General features: G+C 68.2%; 12 protein-coding genes and 4 tRNA genes. 8 read left to right on the top strand and 8 right to left on the bottom strand.

Going from position 1 to position 21,195, the window contains the following annotated elements; all coding sequences use genetic code 11:
• Positions 1-71: 71 nt before the first annotated feature.
• From CFP71_RS30625 to CFP71_RS30605, 5 genes are all read right to left on the bottom strand, one after another.
• Entirely contained in the window at positions 72-608 is a 537-nt protein-coding gene (locus tag CFP71_RS30625) for an HIT family protein (RefSeq protein ID WP_093937434.1), read from the bottom strand.
• Positions 605-2,665 (bottom strand): threonine--tRNA ligase, encoded by a 2,061-nt coding sequence (gene thrS / locus CFP71_RS30620; RefSeq protein WP_093937433.1) that lies wholly within the window; start codon positions 2,663-2,665, stop codon positions 605-607. The genes CFP71_RS30625 and thrS overlap by 4 nt, the downstream gene beginning before the upstream one ends.
• 138 nt (positions 2,666-2,803) lie before the next feature.
• Positions 2,804-3,418, bottom strand: coding sequence for a malonic semialdehyde reductase (locus CFP71_RS30615; protein WP_093937432.1), 615 nt, complete (start codon positions 3,416-3,418; stop codon positions 2,804-2,806).
• A 155-nt stretch (positions 3,419-3,573) separates the two neighbouring features.
• Positions 3,574-5,100, bottom strand: a complete 1,527-nt coding sequence (locus tag CFP71_RS30610; RefSeq protein ID WP_167406333.1) for a sugar transferase — start codon at positions 5,098-5,100, stop codon at positions 3,574-3,576.
• Positions 5,101-5,992: 892 nt separating this feature from the next.
• Positions 5,993-6,064 (bottom strand) — tRNA-Val (locus CFP71_RS30605).
• Between the two features lie 400 nt (positions 6,065-6,464).
• Between CFP71_RS30605 and CFP71_RS30600 the strand changes: the two genes are divergently transcribed.
• The 5 genes from CFP71_RS30600 to CFP71_RS30580 all read left to right on the top strand — a co-directional run bounded on the left by CFP71_RS30600 (position 6,465) and on the right by CFP71_RS30580 (position 7,707).
• A complete protein-coding gene (locus CFP71_RS30600; RefSeq protein ID WP_005159130.1) occupies positions 6,465-6,890 on the top strand; it encodes an SsgA family sporulation/cell division regulator in 426 nt (141 codons plus the stop codon).
• A 136-nt stretch (positions 6,891-7,026) separates the two neighbouring features.
• Positions 7,027-7,099 (top strand) — tRNA-Gly (locus CFP71_RS30595).
• Between the two features lie 25 nt (positions 7,100-7,124).
• Positions 7,125-7,195, top strand: a tRNA-Cys gene (locus CFP71_RS30590).
• Position 7,196: 1 nt separating this feature from the next.
• Positions 7,197-7,271 (top strand) — tRNA-Val (locus CFP71_RS30585).
• 139 nt (positions 7,272-7,410) lie between these two features.
• Complete coding sequence (locus tag CFP71_RS30580; RefSeq protein ID WP_208636074.1) at positions 7,411-7,707, top strand: hypothetical protein; 297 nt, start codon at positions 7,411-7,413, stop codon at positions 7,705-7,707.
• Positions 7,708-7,794: 87 nt separating this feature from the next.
• Here the strand turns inward: CFP71_RS30580 and CFP71_RS30575 are convergent, their stop codons facing one another.
• On the bottom strand, positions 7,795-8,211 hold the full coding sequence (locus CFP71_RS30575; protein WP_093937430.1) for an isoprenoid biosynthesis enzyme family protein: 417 nt from the start codon (positions 8,209-8,211) through the stop codon (positions 7,795-7,797).
• A gap of 188 nt (positions 8,212-8,399) precedes the next feature.
• Here CFP71_RS30575 and CFP71_RS45445 point away from each other — a divergent pair, with 188 nt between their 5' ends.
• From CFP71_RS45445 to CFP71_RS30565, 3 genes are all read left to right on the top strand, one after another.
• Positions 8,400-8,531: a hypothetical protein gene (locus CFP71_RS45445; protein WP_279629253.1), complete on the top strand. Its 132-nt coding sequence runs from the start codon at positions 8,400-8,402 to the stop codon at positions 8,529-8,531.
• A 79-nt stretch (positions 8,532-8,610) separates the two neighbouring features.
• The gene (locus CFP71_RS30570; RefSeq protein ID WP_093937429.1) at positions 8,611-10,038 is read left to right on the top strand and encodes an MFS transporter; all 1,428 of its coding nucleotides are present in this window, start codon (positions 8,611-8,613) and stop codon (positions 10,036-10,038) included.
• 11 nt (positions 10,039-10,049) lie between these two features.
• The gene (locus CFP71_RS30565) at positions 10,050-10,403 is read left to right on the top strand and encodes an antibiotic biosynthesis monooxygenase family protein (RefSeq protein WP_093937428.1); all 354 of its coding nucleotides are present in this window, start codon (positions 10,050-10,052) and stop codon (positions 10,401-10,403) included.
• Between the two features lie 63 nt (positions 10,404-10,466).
• Here the strand turns inward: CFP71_RS30565 and CFP71_RS30560 are convergent, their stop codons facing one another.
• Together CFP71_RS30560 and CFP71_RS30555 are read right to left on the bottom strand one after the other, a co-directional pair.
• The gene (locus CFP71_RS30560; protein ID WP_167406332.1) at positions 10,467-11,579 is read right to left on the bottom strand and encodes an ROK family transcriptional regulator; all 1,113 of its coding nucleotides are present in this window, start codon (positions 11,577-11,579) and stop codon (positions 10,467-10,469) included.
• A 209-nt stretch (positions 11,580-11,788) separates the two neighbouring features.
• Positions 11,789-21,100 carry a hypothetical protein gene (locus CFP71_RS30555; RefSeq protein ID WP_143267214.1) on the bottom strand — a complete coding sequence of 3,104 codons (9,312 nt, stop codon included), beginning with the start codon at positions 21,098-21,100 and terminating at the stop codon, positions 11,789-11,791.
• Between the last annotated feature and the right edge of the window lie 95 nt (positions 21,101-21,195).

Here is a 21,195-nt window from a genome sequence, read left to right as displayed (position 1 = left end):
GGGAAGGGGGCCTTCACACGAGAAAGAATCGTGGCGATGGCGTACCGCGGTGGGGACCGGAGAACCCGCAGTTACCAGGCGTCCGCCAGCAGCTGCCGCGTCTCCCCCAGCAACTGCGGCAGCACCTTCGTGTGCCCGATCACCGGCATGAAGTTCGCGTCGCCACCCCAGCGCGGCACCACGTGCTGGTGCAGGTGCGCGGCGATGCCCGCGCCGGCGATCACGCCCTGGTTCATCCCGATGTTGAACCCGTGCGCCGACGACACCTCCCGGATCACCCGCATCGCGTGCTGGGTGAACTCCGCCACCTCGGTGGTCTCTTCCGCCGTCAGGTCCGTGTAGTCCGCGACATGGCGGTACGGCACGGCCATCAGGTGACCGGGGTTGTACGGGTACAGGTTCAGCACCGCGTACACGGTCTTCCCCCGCGCGAGGATCAGCGCGTCCTCGTCACTCTTCTCGGGAAGGTGACAGAACGGGCAGCCCTCGTCGGGTTTCTTCGACCCTTGCACGTAGGCGAGCCGGTGCGGGGTCCACAGGCGCTGCAAAGCGTCCGGGACCCCCACACCGTCCTGTCCGACGACTTCGGGGCCATCGGGGCCCGTCACCGGAGTACCGCCTCCAAGCCCGCCACGGTCGGCGAGGAGTTCTCCCGGCGCTGGACCCAGCCGGCGATCGCCTCGACGGCGTCGGCCACCGGGACCCCGTTGATCTGGCCGCCGTCGCGGAACCGGAATGACACCGCGCCCGCCTCGACGTCCTTCGCGCCCGCCAGGAGCATGAAGGGCACCTTCTGCGTGGTGTGGGTGCGGATCTTCTTCTGCATCCGGTCGCCGCTCGCGTCGACCTCGGCCCGGATCCCCTTGGCCCGCAGCGCCTTCTCGGCCCCGCGCAGGTGCTCGACCTGGTCCTCGGTGATCGGGATGCCGACCACCTGGACCGGCGACAGCCACGCCGGGAACGCGCCCGCGTAGTGCTCGGTCAGCACGCCGAAGAACCGCTCGATCGAGCCGAACAGCGCGCGGTGGATCATCACCGGACGCTGGCGGCTGCCGTCGCCCGCGGTGTACTCCAGCTCGAACTTCTCGGGCAGCATGAAGTCCAGCTGGATGGTCGACATCTGCCAGGTGCGGCCCAGCGCGTCCTTGGCCTGCACGGAGATCTTCGGCCCGTAGAACGCCGCGCCGCCCGGGTCCGGGACGAGGTCCAGCCCGGAGTCCACGGCGGCGGTGCGGAGCACCTCGGTCGCCTCGGCCCAGACCTCTTCGGAACCGATGTACTTGTCCTCGTTCCGAGTGGACAGTTCGAGGTAGAAGTCGTCGAGTCCGTAGTCGCGCAACAGGTTCAGCACGAAGTCCAAAAGGGACTTCAGCTCACCGGGGACCTGCTCCAGGGTGCAGAAGATGTGCGCGTCGTCCTGCGTCATACCGCGCACACGGGTCAGGCCGTGGATCACGCCGGACTTCTCGTAGCGGTACACGGAGCCGAACTCGAACATCCGCAGCGGCAGTTCCCGGTAGGAACGCCCGCGCGAGCGGAAGATCAGGTCGTGGAACGGGCAGTTCATCGGCTTGAGGTAGTAGTCCTGGCCGGGTTTGCGGACCGAACCGTCCTCGTTGTGCTCGGCGTCGAGGTGCATCGCCGGGTACATGCCGTCGCGGTACCAGTCGAGGTGCCCGGAGGTTTCGAACAGCGCGCCCTTGGTGATGTGCGGCGAGTAGACGAAGTCGTACCCGGCTTCGACGTGCCGCTGGCGCGAGTAGTTCTCCATCTCCTGCCGGATGATGCCGCCCTTGGGGTGGAACACCGGCAGCCCCGAGCCGATCTCGTCGGGGAAGGAGAACAGGTCCAGCTCGACACCGAGCTTGCGGTGATCGCGCCGCTCCGCCTCGGCGAGGCGCTCCAGGTAGACGTCCTGCGCTTCGGCGGATTCCCAGGCGGTGCCGTAGATCCGCTGCAGCTGCGGGTTCTTGTCGTCACCGCGCCAGTAGGCGGCGGCGACGCGGGTGAGCTTGAACGCCGGGATGAACTTGGTGGTCGGCACGTGCGGACCGCGGCAGAGGTCGCTCCACACGCGCTCCTTGGTGCGCGGGTCGAGGTTGTCGTAGATGGTCAGCTCGCCGCCGCCGACCTCCATCACCTCGCTGGTGTCCACATCGGACTTGATGTCGACCAGTTCGAGCTTGAACGGCTCGTCGGCCAGTTCCTTCTTGGCCTCGTCGACCGAGTCGAAGACGCGGCGGGAGAACTGCTGTGAGCCCTTCACGATCTGCTTCATGCGCTTTTCGAGCGCTTGCAGGTCTTCCGGGGTGAACGGGGTGTCGACGGCGAAGTCGTAGTAGAAGCCGTCCTTGACCGGCGGGCCGATGCCGAGCTTGGCCTGCGGGAACTGCTGTTGCACGGCCTGGGCGAGCACGTGGGCGGCCGAGTGGCGGATGACGCTGCGGCCGTCGTCGGTGTTGGCCGCGACCGCCTCCACCTCGACCTCGGACTCCGGAGCCCAGGAGAGGTCGCGGAGGTTCCCCTCGGCGTCGCGCACGACGACGATCGTGTCCGGCCCCTTCGTCGGCAGCCCGGCTTCGCGGACCGCGGTGCCCGCCGTAGTGCCCGCCGGTACCACCACGCGCGAGGCGGTTACGGCTGCTACTGACGACGGCTGGGACACGATGGGCTCCTTAGGAAAGTCGTACAACTTTGCTGTGATGTTAGTCGTCACCCACGACACGGTTCACGCGCATTACCTCAAACACCACGAAGGCCTCCTTCCCATCGGAAGAAGGCCTTCGCGTATCGAGCGGCGAGGTCAGATGGTCTCGACGACCTCGTCGAAGTCCAGCCGCGGCAGGCGGTCGAACCAGGGGTTGTCGCCCGGCTTGCCGACGTTGATCACGACGAGGGACTTCCACGCCTTGTCCGCGAAGAACTCCTTGTCGATGCCCTCGGCGTCGAAGCCGGTCATCGGGCCGGCGGCCAGCCCGGCGGCGCGGACGCCGATGATGAAGTAGCCGACCTGGAGCAGCGCGTTGAGCTTGGCTGTCTCGACGCGGCCCGCCTCCTCGGCGAACAGGTCCTTGGCGCCCGGGAAGTGCGGGAAGGTGCGCGGCAGGTTCTCGTGGAACTCGGTGTCGGCGGCCAGCACGACGGTCACCGGCGCGGCCTCGGTCTTCGCGCGGTTTCCCTCGGACATCAGCGGGGCGAGACGCTTCTTGCCCTCTTCGGTGCGGATCACCAGCGCGCGCAGCGGCTGGTTGTTCATCGACGTCGGGGCCCACTTGACCAGCTCGTAGATCGCGCGGATCTGCTCGTCGGTCACCGGCTCGTCGCTGAAGCTGTTCGCGGTGCGGGCCTCGCGGAACAACAGGTCCTGAACGTCCTGCGGGAGGTTCAAGGCTTCGGTCGGCTCAACGCTGGTGGTCATCGGTGGATCTTCCTTCCGTACGCGTCCTGTACTCGCCTTCAACCTAGTTGAGCGCTGAACTATTTCTCGCTCAACTACCTCTGCGTGTGCGCTCGATCACAAGAACGGCCGCCGTCCCGGAGGACGACGGCCGTCGAGCCGATATGACGAAAGGATCAATAAGCCCCGCGCCCCTGGACCACGGCCCGGAAGGTCTTCCACAGGATCACCAGGTCGAGGGCCAGCGACCAGTCTTCGACGTAACGCAGGTCGAGGCGGATGCTCTCGGCCCAGCTGAGGTCACTGCGGCCGCTGACCTGCCAGAGCCCGGTCAGCCCCGGCTTGACCAGGAGGCGGCGGCGCGCGTCGGGGGCGTACTTCACGGTCTCCTCCGGCAAGGGCGGGCGGGGACCGACGAGCGACATGCGGCCGCTCACGACGTTGAGCAACTGTGGCAGTTCGTCGAGCGAGTACCGGCGAAGCATGGAGCCGACCTTGGTGACGCGCGGGTCCTTCCGCATCTTGAACAGCGGTCCCGCACCCTCGTTCTCCGCCTGGAGGTCTTGCTTGAGCTTGTCGGCGTTGGTGACCATCGTGCGGAACTTGAGCATGGTGAAGGTGTGGCCGTCGCGGCCGACGCGGCGCTGCCGGTAGATCACCGGGCCGCGGTCGTCGAGCTTGATCGCGACCGCGATCGCCAGCAGCAGCGGGGAAACCAGGGTGAGGAGCAGCGCGGAGCCGAACCGGTCGAGCACTTCCTTGACGAAACGGCGGCCACCGGTGAACTGCGGCGCGCTGACCCGCAGCAGTGGCATGCCGAGCACACCGGAGACGTTCAACCGGGGACCGGCGACCTCCATCAGCATCGGGGCGACCACCATCTCGGCGGAGGTCCCTTCGAGGTCCCAGGCGAGCCGCTGGAGGCGTTTCGGGTTCCAGTGCTGATCGGCGGTCACGGCGACCACCCGGTAGCCGCCACGGCGGACGTGACCCGCGAGGTCGTCGAGCTTCCCGACGACAGGGACGCCTTCCACCTCGCCGCTCCCCCGGTCCGCGCCGGCGCCGGAATACGTGCAGACCGCTTCCACCCGCCAGCCGACGTGGGGATCGGCCTTGGTGCGGGCGATGAGATCGGCGACCGTGTCGGGGCTTCCCGCCGCGAGCACCGGCAGCAGGCATTCACCGAGCCGCCTGCGCCGGTGCAGCACCTGTCTCAGCGCGTACCGCTGCAGGAACATGAAGACCGAGATCATCGGCACGACGATGAAGACCCAGGGCTGGACGGCGAGCGCGCCGAAGAGCAGGCCGCCCAGCGCGACGAGGACCGCGGTGGCCACCAGGCCCCGGCCCAGCGTCCGGTACTCCTCCGCGCCCTCGCCCAGCACCCTCGGGCTCCAGGCGCGGCAGACAGACAGCCCGAACAGGAAGGCGGCGGCGGTGCCGAGCGCGTGCATGTCATGTGGATCGGATCGATCGATCAAGAAGGCGCTCATCATGATGAGCACGAAGGCCGTGAAAACGTCACTACCGACGACCCAGGCGCGGTAGCGCGATTCCCAAGCCGCGTACGGCGGCCGCGCCGACGTCGTGTCGACCGCCGCGGCATTGCCCGCACCCCTTTGCGGGGGGAGCGGGATCGACTGAAGGTCGATGTGCTGCGGCGTCCCGTTAACGGTGGACGACGGCCGCACCGACTCTTCCATCAGACCTCCCGGAGTGGGGATTCCCGAACGCCGGACCAACACGCTGAGTAAATGAGAGCGATTTCGAAGAGTGATCGATTCTCAAGATCCTTCAACGGCTGATGGGGCGACACACGCCAAGGTATCGGCCGCTCTCCGGCCATCGTTACAAGGATTTCCAGCCACATCCTGCGCGGGCTTCCGGCAAATGAATGCCGCGTTGATAACAAGATGATGACGATGGGTAATAGACCGTATCCCCCGAACAACTACTCAAAGTAGTCACGAATTCGCAGCTTTCCCGGCCACTCGTGGCGCCACGCCCCCGATCGGCCGAATAGCCCCGAAAGCTCCATAGTGGACGGTTCACGGAAGTCGATCTCCCGCCGGTCCACAGTGGATTTCACGTCCTCCGGGAAGCCCGGTGCGCGAGCCGTCCTCACCGCGGGCGGATCTACCTTGTCAATCGGTCACCGGAGTGGCGTTTCGTCACATCACGTCAGCGTCACGGCGGCTCCCCCGCCGGGGCCGGACGAGTGAGGCGCTCATCCATGCCCTGCATCACTTCCACCATGGTCTGGACCTTTCACCCGGTGTTACCGTGCCGAGGATCACAGTGTCGTCTCGACGGACGGATCATGTGACGTTTTCGCGGCGCGACGGGAGGTCCCCGGCGAATGTCCACACCGGCCTGAACGTCGGCTTCGGGGATCTTCGAACCGGCGGCGCCCCACCACCCCCGCCGCACCGGACGCATTCAGCCTCGACAGCGGACCGGCCCGCGACGGCAGAAGTACCGTCCCCACATAACCCGCGTCCGACCTGGGGATCGAATGCCACCGGACGGCCCCCCGCCATTAGTGTCCGGGAATGAATCAAGGCCCCGGACCGATGGTCCAGGGCCTTCATCCGGTGGGCGATACTGGGATCGAACCAGTGACCTCTTCGGTGTGAACGAAGCGCTCTCCCGCTGAGCTAATCGCCCGCTCGCGGTGTTCGGCAGACTGTACCCCACGACTTTAGGGGGCCTGCAAACGGGTGGTTCCCTCCGACCACACTCCGCTCACCAGCAAATACGGAGCGAACAACCACGAGCTAGCCGGGGTTGTCCTGGCCGGGGGGCGCCTGCGACGCGTTTCGACATTCGTGCGACGGTGCTATCGCGTGACGACTAAACCGCGCAGTATGTACATGTGGACTGCCTGCAGGGCGCATGTAGGGCTGCGCGTCGCGCGGGTGATGATGGGGTGACGAAGTAGGGAGCCGGGGTCCGATGACCCCAACCGGGTGATCTGCGGCAAAACCGCGTTCCGATCGGCCGCCCGAAACGTCACATCATCGCCACTCGGTTCGACCGGGCCGGGAAGGAGACGAAGGGTAGGACGATGCGCAACGATCACGTGACGCTCCGCTCGACGGCGGTGTTCGACCTCCTGGCACCGCGGACGCCCGCGGTTCCGGTCAAGGTGGAACTGCGATACGACACACGCGACCCCTACGCGGTCGTCGCCGCCTTCCGCACCGGCCGCGCCGGCTGGGTCGAGTGGGTCTACGCGCGCGATCTCCTCGCCGACGGCCTCCTGGCCGACGCAGGCGACGGCGACGTCCGCATCCGCCCCTCCGTCGAGGACCCCGAGTCCGTCCTCATCGAACTGAACTCGCCTTCCGGGCACGCCATGTTCGAGGCGTCCGCCCAGGAGCTGGCCGACTTCCTCGACCGGACCTACGACGTCGTGCTCCCGGGCAACGAGCATCTGTGGGTCGACGTCGACGACGCCCTGACCCACCTGATCCCCAACGATCTGGCCTGATGACGGGCTTGCGAACAGCAAGTGGCACCCCGGTTGCAGGGCCGATTCCGGGGTCGGATAGTGTTCACACACACCACGGCGACGGGGTGAGGGACAAAACCGCAAGGTTCTGACCTCCAGCCCGGACCGAGGATGTGCGGATGTAGCGCAGCTGGTAGCGCATCACCTTGCCAAGGTGAGGGTCGCGGGTTCGAATCCCGTCATCCGCTCGGAAGGCCCCCTCGGGCCTGTCACGGTGGAGTGGCCGAGAGGCGAGGCAACGGCCTGCAAAGCCGTGTACACGGGTTCGAATCCCGTCTCCACCTCGCGCGATTAGCTCAGCGGGAGAGCGCTTCCCTGACACGGAAGAGGTCACTGGTTCAATCCCAGTATCGCGCACCATCTGTTTTCGCGAGTCAGAAGCCCTGCCCCTCATCGGAGGGGCAGGGCTTCTGTCGTTCAAGGGCGATGGCCCCGGAGCCGTGGTCGCGTTGGAGGTACCGATCGGCGGTCCAGCACCGGCTTTGTTAAGTTGCTCAGCGTGTTCATATCATCACGAATCGCAACAGTTCTTTTCCTAGCCGCCGGAGCGGCCGCCGTCACGGCGGGCTCGGCGTCGGCCGCCGACGACACCCAGCAGTTCACCGAGGGTGGTATCCAGGCGGCCGACAATTTCGCCCACGCGACCTGCATCTGCCCCGTGCCGCTCACCGGCGGCCAGCAGATCGCCGTCGTTCCCGTGCTGGGCGACTACAAGGGCACGCACCAGAACAACCTGTCCAACGGCAACCTGGTGCACGTCGACGGCGGCGTCGTCGACAGGCTCGTCCAGAACTGAGGCCGCTGAGGGCCCGGCGTGTGCCTCACGCCGGGCCTTCGCTCAGGGTCCACACCGTCGGCGCACGAACGGCTCATCAGCTGCGGATCACGGTCGAACCGAGGCCAGAACAAGCTCGGTGCCGCCTGTTCGAAGTCCACTGCTCCGGATCGGCCGGAAGGCGGGCTCTGCCCGCGTCGGGTCGTGCTCCGGCACGAGAGCCGGGAACTTCCTGGCCGCCAACGCTTTTCGCGCGAAGCCCGCGAGCCTTTCGCTGTGTTCCCGGGAACCGGCGTCGACGAGATCGTCGACCACGAAGATCCAGAAGAACCAGCGCAGGAAGACTGCCGCTCGCCCCTGAGGCGCCTTCCCGACCACACCGATGCCGTAGCCGAACAAGCCGGACGACAGCAGGTCGCGCCGCATTCCCCACTCGCCGGTTTCGCGTTTGAGCCGCTCCGCGTCCGAACGGGGCAGCCGCCTCGGACAAGGGAAACTGAGTTCGGGGAGATGAAACGTGGTCACACAGGCACCTTCCTGGCTGGGGCCGAAGTCCAGTAAGACGCGACGTGATCCTTTGGTGAGTGCTTCCCCTACGATTCCCGCGACGGGTCACTTTTCGTGTGCGCCCGGTATCCGTTAGTACACGATTACTGCGTTCTCGGCTGCCGTACCGGCCGGGCGAGCCGTCGTAGTGAGCGAAACGGATGTGGATGCCAGTCAAGGCCGCCTCTCCCCAGGGCGCGATCAAGCAACTGCCCGGGGGCCCCGCACTCCTCGCCGGCGAAGTGTCCGAAAAGGACCCGTCCACTGTGCGGTCAGCGAAACCGGACCCGCTCGCCTGACCACGACGGCCGTCCGTACCCGGTCATCGCACTCCCCCATCGGCTTCCCATCCCTCCACGGAGGAGAGAGGATCCTCCCATGTCCGAAAAGGCCTCGGCGTCGACCGCGAGTACGCCGACGGACCCGCCCGACGGGCCCGTCGTTCTCGCCCGGCTGGAACGGCTGCCGTTCACCCGTGTCCACCTCCGGGTCGCGTCGATCCTCGGGATCGGCACACTGATCGACTCCTTCGACGGTCTCGTCGTCGCGGTCGCCCTGACCTCGATTCTGACGACCTTCGGCGCCCCGCTTTCCGTCGCGGGCCCGCTCATCGCCGCCGGCTACCTCGGCCAGATCCTCGGCGCGGTCGGCTTCGGCGTCCTGTCGGAACGCTACGGTCGCAAGTGGGCCTACATCGCCTCTTCGGTGATCTTCGGTGGCCTGTCGCTCATCGCGGCGTTTTCGTGGAGCGTCGACAGCCTGATGGTGATCCGGCTGGTGCAGGGAATCGGGCTGGGCGCGGAGGTCCCGGTCGCCGCGGCGATGTTCAACGAGTTCGTCCGGGCGAACGCCAGGGGACGGATCGTCACCCTTTACGAAAGCCTGTTCATCTGGGGCATTCTGCTCGCCTCGCTCCTCGGTGGTTTCTTCCTGGCGGTGTTCCCGCCGGAAACCGCCTGGCGCGGCTTATTCCTGATCGGCGCGCTCCCGCTGGTGACAGCGGTGTGGGCGTGGTTCCGGCTGCCCGAATCCCCCCGCTATCTCGTCGAGAAGGGACGGGTCGGCGACGCCGATCGTGTGGTCGCCGAGATGGAGCGAGCGGTGCGACGGCCGGACGGGGAGAAGTCCGTCACCGAGCCGGCCCCCCTTGCCGCCGCGGCGCCCCCGAGCGGGCGCACCAGGTTCGGTGAACTGCTCAGCCGCGAATACCGCGGCCGGACCGTACTGCTGTGGTCGACCTGGCTGACCACGTTCTTCGCCCTGTGGGGCTTCACCACGTTCATGCCCACCCTGCTGGTGAAGATCGGTGGTCTCTCGCCGTCCGTGGCGTCGCTGCTGACCGGTGCGATCACGCTCGGAGACCTCATCGTGCTGTACGTGGCGGCGTGGACCCTCGATCGGATCGGACGCCGATTCTGGTTCATCACCGGCTACTCGCTCGCGTTGTTCGGTGCGGTCCTCGGTGTGGTGTCGATCGGCCTGTTCGGGGTGAGCGGCTGGCAGATGCTGTTCGCGTCGGGTGCGATCGTGCTGATCGGCGTCAACATCAACGCCCCGCTCATCTACATGTACAGCGCCGAGCTCTATCCGACCCGGATGCGGGCCTGGGCCACCAACGTGGGCAGTTCCCTGCGCAGCCTGGCCGCGGTCGTTTCGCCGATCGTGCTCGGCCTCCTCCTGGAGCAGCCCGGCGGCATCGTCATCGCGTTCGCCGTCTTCGGCGCCGCGCTGGCGATCGGACTCGGGGTCTTCGTCAAGCTCGGGATCGAGACGCGTCAGCGGTCACTCGAAGAACTCGCCCGCTAGAAAGGAACCTTGTGGAAGCAACGCTCATCAACGTCTTCATCGTCCCGACGGAGCGGGAGGAAGAGTTCCTGGCGAACTGGGACCGGACGTCGGCGGTCTTCCGGAAGACAGGAGCGCTCCTGGAGGCGCATCTGCATCGCAACACCGACGTGGGTGACAGCACCTTCCGGTACATCAACATCGCCCGGTGGACCAGCGCGGAAGCCTGGCGCAAGGCGCACGAGGAGTACCCGCCCACCGAGTACCAGGTGCCCGGGGTGAAGGGACATCCGTCCATCTTCGAAGCGTGCCGCCACATCTATACCGAAAGCTCCCCTGTCCCGTTCGACACCGGGCACTGGATCGCGACGCCTGCCTGCGGCTGACCGTGCGAGTCCGTGAAGGACTCCTTGAGGGACCACAAGTCCCTCAAGGAGTCCTTCACGGACTCAAAGCCCGGCCACCGCCCGAGGCAGGGCCGTGCCGCGTTTGATCAGCCCCAGGACCGGCAGGACGGCCGCGCCGGTGAGCGTCGCGTCGACCTCGACCCGCCCGAGCAGGACGGCGGCCGGGGAAAGCCCGTGCCGGGTCGCCGCGTCCCTGATCTCCGGCAGGAACCGGGACCCGAGCAACTGGCCCGCCCAGCCGGAGATCACGAGTCGCGCCGGCGCGAGCAACGCGATGAGATTCCCCACCGCGGCACCGATGTACCCGGCGGTCTCCCGCACAAGGGCGTGCGCGGCCGCGCAGTGCTCCGTCGAGCCGACGAGCGTGCGCAGCCGTTCGAAATCATTTCCTTCCAGTAGCGCTTCCCTTCCGGGAAGTTCCAGAGAACGCTGGAGAATGCCGCTCGCGCCGACATATGCCTCGACACATCCCCGGGCTCCGCAATGGCAACTGCGGCCTCCGTAATCGATGGTCGTATGTCCCCAATCGCGAATGCGTTTCGCGGTTCCGTCGGCCACGAGGGAAGCCTCGACTCCGAGACCTATCTGCACCACGACGGCCCGGCCGACACCGCGCGCGGCGCCGAGCCGGCTCTCGACCAGGGCCCGGATGTTGACCTCACGTTCGATGAACACGGGAATGCCGAGCCCCAGCAGGCTTTCGAGTTTTCGGGAGGTCCAGGGAATCGCCTGGTGCGGGCTTGCCGACGAGGGCAGCCCGATACCGATGCCGGTCAGGGCGGAGTCGTGAACGCCGCTCAGGGACAGCAGGTGGCGGATGCCGATGCCGAGTTCGCGGGCCACCTCGTCGATGTCCTGGACGCCGGCCGAGAGTGCGCGCTTCACCACCTGGATCCGGCGGCACGACAGATCGAACAGGCCGATCCGCAAGGCCCTGCCGGTGATCGCGACGCCCACCGTGTAGCCGAAGGTGGGGTTGATGTCGAGAAGGGTTCTCGGCCGCCCACCGTTGGAGTCGGCCTTCCCCGCCTCCCGTACCAGGCCGTTCTGGACGAGGCCGGTGATCGACTGGGAGACGGCGGACGGGCTGAGGCCGGTCGCCGCGCTCAGTTCCTTCCGGCTCAAGGGCCCGTCGAGGTACAAGGCACTCAGCACAAAAGATTCGTTCCCTCTCCGTACCACCCTCGTGCCTTCGCCACGCATGTACGGTGCTCCCCTCTGTCAAAGCACGCCGAATCCGCGAATACAGCGGACCACCGCATTCCCGTATCGGCAAGAGGATTGTCTTTTCGAGACAGCGCGGGTGCACTTTCGAACCCTGGATTCCACCGTTCGTGAACACCTCGGGGCTTGCGGCGCGGGTCTCAGGAGGAACCGTTTTTCTTCGTCGGCGCGAACAGGCGTTCCAGTTCCTCCAGCTCGGGCTGAGGCGCGGGCGCGTCATCGTCGCTCAGTTCGGCCAGGCGTTGCTCGAATCGCGCCAAAGCGATTCCCCCGACATCGTCCACCGGCAGGTCCACGGTGACGAGGGAGCCGGTCCTGCCCGGCCCGGCCACGTGCTGAACGGTCCGCACCGCCAACTCTCCCCACCCCACCGGCTCGAGACCGTAGAGGATGTGGAGCCGATCGGTTTCGGCGAGGAACTCGCTCTCGGTCACCCGCACGGTTTCCGCGTTCAGGTTCCCCGCCGCCTGTTCGTCCCGGCCGTGCCCTTCTATCCGGACCCGCACCGGTTCCGGGAGCGGCCCGCTCAGCGAGCGCCACACCGCCGCCCGGGCGAGCTTCACGCCCAGGGTCCTCACGTCGGTGAAGCGATCGCCATCGGACACGTCGGGCACCCACGCGGGGTCGATCACGGTGGCCACCAGATCGGCGGCGGGCAGCGGTGGCAGATCCTCGCTGCCGAGCCGGACCAGATGTTTCCCGTTCATGACCGCGGGCACCAGATCGAAGACGCGGCCGACCGGCGCGGTCGGCGCGATCAAGGCCATCGGTTTGTGTGTCCCGGGCACCCGCACGTCGTCGACGCGTTTCGCCGTGCTGTCGGCGTTCGGGGCGGGTTCGGCCACATGACAGCCGAGCAGCAGGACCTCGGCGGGTTTCACGCTGTCGAAGACCGCATTGCCGTAAAGCACGGTGGCGATGGTGGCGGGATCGGACATCGCGACGACGTCTCCACGCCGGTGGGGATGCCCGGTCTTCAACGCGACGACCAGATCACCGTCCGCCACCCCGTGCACGTCGGTGACCCAAGGCGCGTCGGACGAGGCTGGGGTCACGAATACCCGCCAGGCCGGGCTCCCGTCCGCTCCGGCGACCTCGGAAGCGTAGAACCGGGTGCCCGCCGGACGTTCCTCGGCGGTCGACGAACGCCACTGGACGGCTTCGAAGTCACGTATCGGGAAGAACTGGCCGTGAACGCCCCGCGCGGAGGTGGACGGGTAGCTGAACACATTGTCCCGGCCCGGCTTCACCGGCTTCCACGATGCGAATCCGTCACCGCGCACCCCGAGGACGCCCCCGGGCAGCAAGGTCACCTGCCCTCGGGGCGCCCTCGTCCACCGCGAGTAGCCGCCTGCCGCCATGCCCTCGTGAAAGGCGCCGAGCTCGGCGAGCGGGTGCTCCAGGGACACCGGCATCAGCCATCGTTCCTTCGCGGGGTCCGCGAAACCGTGTCCCAGGGAACCGAGTAGCGCGCGCAGATCCGGGTCGTCCCGGAGCACCAGTGAGACGTCCGCGTAGGTCAGTGCCGCGGCCTCACCGGCTTCGTTGTCGCGGATCGCACCGACTTCGCCTGCCGAGCGCGCCCCCAGGAACAGCGGCACCGGGCGGCCCGGCAGCTCCCACTGGCCGTCCTGGTCCTCGTAGAACCGGCTTGCGGCCGAATCGCCGCCCGCGACCCACTCGCGGATCTCCCGGAACCGCACCGTGTCGCCCGGGTATCGCACGAACAACGCGGCCGGCCGTCCGGCCGCGTCCGCGAGCACCTCCGTCTTGACCTCTCCGGTCCGCCATTGTGAGACGCCGACGAGGTCCAGCCTCTGGCCCACGGCTGGTACCGGGCCGGTGTGGGCGTAGACGTCGTTATGGAAGTTCTGGGCGAGCAAGGCGTCGACGAGGTCGAAACCCTTGCCCCCGTGGCCGTTCCGGTCGGCGCCCGCCTCGGAGAGCAGCACGACCCGCCGCCCTTCGCCGAGCAGTTCCCGCAACCGCGGATTCTCCAGCAGCATCCGGCCTGCTTCCGCGCCGGACAGTTCGACCTCCTGCGCGTGCTCCACCAGCCCGGCGCGGAAGTGTGCCGGAGCCGCCCCTGACGCGAACAGCACGATCGCCCCCGCCAGTTCAGGTGCCCGAGCGACGGCGAGCGCGGTTTCCCTCAGCGTGTCGTCGCCGGGAGCCCTGATCCCGAAAACCGTCCCGTTCTCGTAAGGCTGGAGGTCTTCGATCGAGAGCCGAGACACTGTGGTGAACTCGGCCGGATCGGCGACGAGGACACCATGGGAGTCCAGAAGATCGACCTGGCCGGTGAAGTGATAGCCCTGCAGTGGGCCGGTCAGCTCGGCCAGGATGCGCGTGAACCGCTCCGCGAAGGCGGGAGGCGCCGGGACGGACCCCGCCGTGGCCAGCACGACGAGACGCGGCCGGACGGGGCCGGACATCAAGTCCTGGAACCGATCGTCGCCGGCGACGCGCCACGCCGCGTCCAACGGCGAGCCGACGGCGTCGACGACCAGGAAGCGGACGGGTGTGCTGCCGTCCGACAGGGTGTGGGCCCAGGGCGCGAGGACCTCGGCGTAATCCACGTTCCCCTCTTCGTCTCGGACCGGCTTCGCGAGAATCCGCTGGTCGAAGTCGGAGGAGCGGCCCCAGCGGGATTCCAGCATCCGGGAGATCTCCGGATCGGAACCGAGGTCGAGCAGGTTCCGCCGCCCCTGGGCGTCCACCAACAACGTGCCTTCGAGGGCCGCCCGCGGCGCGGCGGAGGCATACTCGGCCGGAGCATCCGATGTCAACGCCGCGAACGCCCGCACGATCTCGGCCTCGCGGCCGCTTTCCAGTGCCGCGAGGCCGAAGTCGCCCTCCGGCAAACGGACTGCGATCTCGGCCCGGGAGAGTACGGCTCCGACGTCGGTGAATTCGGTTCGGATCGCCAAGCGCCCGGTCGCGTCCGGAAGCCCGAACTCCTTCGTCAGCCTTTCCGCTTCGCCGTCGAACGCGGCCCGCGCGACGTCCCGGAGAGCGTCCGCCCATCCGGACCCGGGTTCCGCTCCGCGTATCCGGATTTCCAGCGTCGCGGGCTCCCCGCCGTTGGCCAGCCGCCACGCCGTGGGCCGCGCGGCGAACTCGGCCAGCAGCCGTAGATCGGGGAAGTCCTCCAGTCCTGGCCGGAGCCTGAAAGACACCGGGTCCGTCCGCTCGGCGGCCAGGTGCGCCAACCGCACCGGCAGCTGTCCAGGACCGTCGACCCGGACGAGGTGACCATTCTCGTGCACCTGGACGCCACGGCCGTTCCAGCCGATCTCGATGACGGCCGTGGGGGCGACGACCGTCCCCGTCCCCCACCGGTTCTTGATGTTTTCGACGAGTCGCCGGGCGACCGCGGTTCTACAGGCCATCAGCCGATAAGGCTTCGCGGGGTCGGGCCGCGCCGCTTGATGGACCGCCGAAGCGAACAGCGCGGCGCTCGCCTGATCGGATTCGAGGTGCACCTGGTCGCCCAGGCCGTGACGGCGCCCCGCCGACAGCGCCATTTTGACACCGTCCTCGAACCCGTGCACCACCCCGCGCCAGCCGGGTCCACCGGCGGGCGACAGATACCAATCACCGGACGTGCCCCGCCCGGATTTCCGGGACAGATAGATGCGGCCCGTAATAGCCCCTGCGGTGGCGTCGAAGCGCCACAAGGTCGCCAGATCCCAGACATTGGCGGGAAAGAACACGCCGTTGTTCCCCAGGTTCACGTTCCTCAACGGATAGCTGACCATCTGTCCGGGCTCCGGTTCGGCGGGGTCGACCCGGTCGAACGCGACGTCGGTGACCTCCAGCGCACCGTCCTCGCGGAACTTCGCCGGACCCCGCGACGTGAACACCGTCCGGGAGTAGCCGCCTGAGGCCAGCTCACGCGCGAATCCCCCGAGATCGGTCACCGCCCCGTCCACGGCGAGCACCAGCGGCGCGCGCTCGTCCCGAGGCTCCACGCTGCCGTCACCGAGGCGGCCCAGCGCGGCGCGGAGCACAGGGCTGTCCCGCAGGGCCGGTCCCAGTTCCCCGGTCACGGGCCGATCGTCGGAGCGCAGCAAGTGGACTCCGCCGTCCGCGGCGGGTTTGACGACGATCGGCACCGCCTTGCCGCGCCATGGTGGTTCGGACCGGACGCCGTCCGGTCCGGTCACCCGGAAGACACCGTGGGCCCCCTCCTGCCGGGCCCAGGCCCGGACTTCCGCCAGTTTCGCCTCATCCCCCTCGTAGCGGACGAAGACGACCGCCGGACGTCCCTCGGCGTCGGGAAGCAACTCCGTCTTGACGCGATCGGCGAACAGCCCGGACACCTGGTGGAAGATCGGTTCCTCGCCAGGAAGCCGGGTGGTCGTGGCGTGCACGGGATTGAACAATCCCTCGCGTGCGAGGGCGGCGCTCACCTCGAAGGGAACCGTTCCCGGACGAGCTGCGCCGGCGGTGAAGGCACCGACGACCACGACCGGGCGGGCCGGATCACTCGCCAGTGCCTCCCGTGTCCCTGGCTGTTCCAAATACAGCCGAGCCGCCTCGCCGCCTCCCGTGCGGAGCCTCATTTCGCCGTTCACCCAGCCGACGACGAACGTGAAGTCGTCGCCGGTCATGGACAGCACCGACGCCGCCCGGCCATCCGGCGACGAGCGAGCCCACCCCGCCGCCACCGCGGCAGCCGTCACCAGGGCGTCGGCGGTTTCTCGCGGATCACCGGAGTCCAGGAAGGCGAACACGTCTCCGTCCGCCACGTGCCGCACGTCTTCGAGCGTCGCACCGAAGCTCTCCTCGAAAACCGCTTCATGCGGGACTTCGAGCAACCCCGTCGATCGGATCGTGAACGGCCCCTGGTAGGCGAACGCGTGCACCGGCCCGATCTCTTCGCGGAGCACGCCGAGGAAATCCGTCGCGAGCCCGGACCGCGATTCACCCTTGTCCCGCACCAGGACCGCAAGCGCACCACGCACCGGCTGCTGCCGGAACCCGCGGAAGGCCTCGTTGTTCAGGAACGCGCGCACGGCGTCGGCGACGGTCACCTCGCGACCGTCCACTCGGAACCCTCCGCCCACCGCTTCCAGGGTCAAGAAAAGCGGCCCGGGGACTTCGTCGGCGAACGTGTCGGCCCAGGGAGCCAGCTCTGTCTCTGTCTCCCCCGTCTTACCGGTCATCCGCGAAACGACCACCCCGGAATGGCCACCGGAAAACGCCCAGTTCGCCCGCGTCGAGACACCGATGTCGGGCTCGGGGAGGAGAGAGATCAAGGTCTGTTCCCCGTACAGGTTGGCCATAGCCGCGACCGAGTCGGGTGACACCGCCGGCTCGAAGGGGAGCTCCGGCGGAGTTTCGAAGGACTTTCGCGAAGCCGGATCCAACGCCGAGAAGGCGTCCTTGATCGTGTCGAGCCCGCCGGTCTTCAGCGCCTCGGCACCGAAAGACCCCCGCGCCAGGTGGAATTCGACCTCGGCCACCGGTGGATGCTGCCCGGTATCGTCGAAGTCGACGAGGATCTCCAGGGAACGTGCCTGCGGCAGTTCGTATCGAGTGGCCAGCCGCACCGCCTCGGCTTCGGCGGTGTCCCGGGTTTCCGTCGCGAGTTCGTTTCCCCACGTGGTCGCCTCGGCTTCGTCCGAGCCGTGCACAAGGACCTGGATCTTCGCGCCCTCCCCGCCGTTGGCCAGGCGCCACGCCGAGGCCCGCACCGCACGACGGACCAGCTCTCGCACTTCCTTCGGCAGGCCCTCGGCTCCGTGCGTGATCAGCTTCGACGGGATGCTTTCGGTCGCCAGATCGGACAACCGGACCGGCGGCGCTTGGGACTCGTCCGCCCGGACGAGGTGCCCGTCGTCCGCCACATGAATACCGATTCCGTGCCAGCCGTAGTAGGTCTTCGCGGTCGAGGCTACGACCGGCCCTTTCCCCCATCGGGACTCGATCGCCCGGAGTGTTTCCGGCGCACCGGCGCCGTTGCACGTGAAGAGCGCATGAGGACGGTCCGTGTCGGGCATCGCCGCCCGGTACACCGACGAGCCGAACAACGCCGCACCCGCGGCGTCGCCCTGGATGAGGACTTGGTCGCCCAGTTCATAAGGGCGGGCGGTGGACAGCGCGGCGCCGATCCCGGACTCGTCGCCGTGCACGACGCTGCGCCAACCCGGCTCGCCCCCGGGGACGAGATACGCCTCACCGCCGAAATCCGCGGTCCCCGGCTTCTCCGAAAAGTAGATCCGGCTCGACACGGGATCGGCGCGTGCCTCGACCCGCCACTGGTTGACGATGTCGACCGGATCGCGGGGGAAGAACGCACCGCGGATTCCCGACTCGGCGTCGACCAAGGCGTAGCTCGCCACGTCCGAAGGGCCGGGTACGACCGCGTCGACTCGGTCGAGGCCGGGCTCCATGAGAGCCATTTGACCGCCGGCGAGAAACACCGGACCGCGGGCCGCGAAGACGTCCCGCGCGTAGCCGCCCGCAGCGAGGTCCGCCGCGAGCTTTTCAAGTCCGGTGATGGTTCCCTCAAGGGGAATCAGCAGCGGAGTCCGAGGGCGTCCCGCCTCGTTCCGCCCGAGGGCCTCGCGTAGCTGACGGCTGTCGCGCAGGGCCTGCCCCGGTTCCCCGGTGGTGGAGCGGCCGTCGGAGCGCGTCAAATGGACCTGGCCGCCCGCGGCCGGTTTGAGGAAGATCGGTACAGCGACCTGCCAAGGAACCTTCATCCGCCTGCCGTCGGTTCCCCTGAGCGTCCGAACCCCGGCCGCACCCGCTCTGGTGGCCCAGGCACGCACTCGGGCCAGGTCCCGTTCGTCTCCTTGGTGCCGGACGAACACGGCGACCGGATCACCTTCCGAACCGGAGATCAGTTCGGTCTTGATCCGGTCCGCGAACAGGCCCGACACCAAGACGGCGTCGCGGGGCGCGTCCCTGTTCGCGGCGTACACCGGGTTGAACAGTCCCTCTCGTGCCAAGGCCGCTCCGACGTCGAACCGGACGCCGCCGGGCCGGGCCTCGCCGTTCCCGAAATCCCCGACCAGCACGACAGGCCCGTGCGGATCCGCCGCCAGCCCCGCCTTCAGCCCGGGCTCGGCGAGGAACAGCCGCACGACTTCTTCTCCGCCCAGCGGGTATCGGACGTCGGCCGTGTTCGCGCGGGCGCGCACGACCGTGTCATCGCCGGGTAGCACCATCACCGACGCACCGGGTCGTTCCGCCTTGACCACCGCGGCGGTGGCCAGCGCTCCGTCCGCCGCGGACGGGTCCGCCGTGTCCAGCAACGCGAACGTGTCGTTTCCGGTCACGCGCCGGACGTCATCCGGCCGCAGGCCGAAGGTCTCCTTGAACGCCGCGTCCGGTGGGAAGGCGAGTGCGCCTTGTTCCCAGAACTTGAAGGGACCTTGATAACCGAAGGTCTGCACCGGGCCGATTCGGGTACCCAGCGCGGTGACGAAATCGGCGACCAGATCGTTCGCTCCCCTGTCCTCCGTCCAGCCGAGCGCCACGAGCGGCCGTCGCACCGGTTCGGCCAGGAACCGCTGGAACGCGTCGGTCGTCCAGAACCGATCCACGGTGGTGACCGGGTCCAGGACTTCCTTGCCGACCTGGAATCCGTGGTCACGCGGCCAAAGCACGACCATGAGCGGGAGAGGGCGCTGATCGGCGACCAGTCGCGCCCAGGGAGCGGGCTCGGGAAGGCCGACGGGATCGGTTTCGTCCTGCCGGAGGATGAATCGCATGGTGTGCGCGCTGGAATTGCGCCACATGTCCACGCCCTTGCGGCTCACCTCGTCCGGCAACAAGGCGACCAGGTTCTCCTCGCCGTAGGCGTTCGCGACGACGAGCGGTTCCGGCACCTCGCCCTCCGGCCGCGATCCTCCCGGCTCCGCGGGGAACAGCGCCTCCGACTCCTCGAAATCCCGGCCGGCCAACCATTCGCCGAACTTCGAGAGGCTCATCTCGGAGAGCCCGGACATGGGGTCGGCCGTCGAGGACGTCAGCTGATCCACGAGGACCATCCGGTTCCCACCCGAGAGACCGGCCCGGACGAAGGCCGACTCGTCGGCGTTGGACAGCAACTGCCCGCCGTCGTCCGACAGCCGTTCCCAGAACGCTCGTAGCGCCGTGTCCTCCAGCGTCCGCGCTCCCGGTGCCGCCGATGGGCCGGCTCCGGCCGGTGACAGGACGTCGCCCTCTTGTGGCGCGCCACCCAGGATCCGCCCCTCCCTGGGCCAGCCCACGGCATCGACGAGACTCCGGGCGCGAACTTCGGCGGCCGTCACGCCTTCGCCGGTATGGAGACGGCCGGGCCGGATCAACTCGGCCGCCACCAGGTCGGTCGCGGCCTGATGGCGTTCTCGATGAGCCTCGTGCACCCGAGGCGGCTTCTCCTCGATGAACAGCCGCGGCGGCTGGTGATGACCGCTCATGATCTCTCGCGCGCGGGAGAACACCGCGTCGTCCGGTTCCAGCTCGGACAGGGCGGCCCGCGCCTCTTCGATCTCCCGCCGGTAGGCCGGTAACGGATTTCCCGGATCCGAGTAGACGCCCGGTCCGTAGAGACCGGCCGGCGGACGTTGCCCGTCCACCCGGACCTGCGCCAGGCCGAGCTGCTCATCCCCAGGGGGACGTACGAGCGGTGAGATGGAGACCTGCGCCAGCACTTGGTCTGACGTCACCGTCACGGCACCCGCCGGGAAGTCACCCAGCCGCGACCTGACTCGCGACTCGACGAACGCGGTCAGCTCGGTCGTGCCGGCCGAGGTCCCCGGGGCGACGAAGACCGCGCCCTGCAAACGAGGCGGCGCGTCAGTGCGTGCCTGCACCGCGGCGTCCACGAAACCGTCGACCATCAGCCCGAGGGAAACCGCCGCGTTTTCCGGGAGACGACCCTCGTCGGTCAGTCGGACTTCGAGGGTCACCCGCGCACGTCCCTCGTCGCGCACGCTCTCGTGCGGTTGTCGCGGCGGCGTTTCCGCCGAAGTCGCGTGGACCGCGGGTTGGGCGGTCCCGGAAGCCATCGCGTCCACATAGGACGGTGGCGCCACGGGGAAAAGCCGCTCCCCGGTGCTGATCCCGCCCTCGGTCTTGACCTCGTCTGTCGGGATCATCAGCCGCGGCGCGCTCGGCAAACGATCCAACGCGTCCAGCGACCCCGCACCACTGCCCGGCGAACCACTACGGCCTCCGCCGAACCCCGACAACGCCCCCAGCATCCCCAGCCACGGACTCGCGTGCGGCGAACCGGTCGCCAGGTTGATCACCGGAGCGGTGACGAACACCACCCCCACCTGACCAGACCCATACGACACATGCCCCAGCGCCTCCACCGAACCAGGAATCGCCCGCGGCGCCACCGCCAGCCGATCCCCCGTCTCCTTCAACGACTCCAGCGTCACCCCCTCCACCTTCAACCGCTCCACCAGCAACCTCGACGCTTCCTCGTCCGCCGCCTTCGTCGCCACACCCCGCACCCACACCCCACCCCCGCCTGGACACCCCCCCCCCCCCCCTCCCCCCCATCCCCACCCCCGACCCACCCCGCCCACCAACGCCCTCC

It is taken from the genome of Amycolatopsis thailandensis, from assembly GCF_002234405.1.
Classification (GTDB): domain Bacteria; phylum Actinomycetota; class Actinomycetes; order Mycobacteriales; family Pseudonocardiaceae; genus Amycolatopsis; species Amycolatopsis thailandensis.
The sequence above is the reverse complement of the archived record's forward strand: the minus strand, read 5'-3'. Positions and strand labels throughout refer to the sequence as shown.